1 protein-coding gene is annotated in these 881 nt (G+C 48.1%); it reads right to left on the reverse strand.

What is annotated here, in order from left to right:
- Nucleotides 1–54: 54 nt before the first annotated feature.
- Nucleotides 55–881, reverse strand: an 827-nt coding sequence (locus R8O11_RS26125; RefSeq protein WP_318194726.1) for an IS5 family transposase, incomplete at its 5' end; no start/stop codon positions are given.

The following is an 881-nucleotide window of genomic DNA, read 5'->3' on the forward strand; positions in this document are numbered from 1 at the left end:
GGCTTTGTTGCTTAATTCGATGAGAAGACATGGTAGCCCCATGTTGTTCAGTTCTTAAACAACATACTGAGTTTCAGGCATACCTAGCCCTGTAAGCTTATTCAGCGCTTTGATCATAGCGTAAGTCTCACCAACTTGAGCGTTGTAGTCCCTCAGGCTTAATTTCCCACCTAACAACTGTTTTACCCGATACATTGCTGTCTCTGAGAGCGAGCGCTTATGATAACCATACCGCTTTTTCCATTTCTTGTTAGAGCCGTAGAGCTTCTGGCAACCCACTGCTAAGTTGCGAGGATGTCCTCGTTCCCAGAAGGCTGCCCCTTCTCGTGGCGGAATGAGCGGAACAGCTCGCTTGAGCCGTATGGCATCATGGCAATTCCTTGTGTCATAAGCACCATCGCCTGATATCTCAATGATTTTACGACGTGTCTGCTTAAGCAAGTTGGGAAGTACTTCGGCATCGGTTACGTTAGATAAGCTCAGCTCTGCTGCGACTATTTCGTGGGTGCTAGTATCTACTGCGATATGCAGCTTACGCCAAACCCTACGCTTCCCGTCAGTACCATGCTTCTTGACCTTCCATTCGCCTTCGCCATAAACCTTGAGGCCAGTGGCATCAATGGCTAGGTGTTGTATCGCACCTCTGGTTTTAGTTTTAGATGAAACCTCAACTTCCTTAGCTCGACGGCTTATACAGGTGTAGTGGGGACAAACTAGCGGGATGTTAGCCAGCTTAAATACCGAGTCTAGAAATCCTTGCAGTGCTCTCAACGGCATAGAGAATATGCGTTTCACCATCAGTGCAGTAGTAATGGCTAAGTCGCTGAATTGGCGAGGTCTGCCGCGCTTGCCTTGTTTGTTTTGCTTCCACTCGGCTATCG

Source organism: Vibrio sp. 1288 (assembly GCF_033344475.1).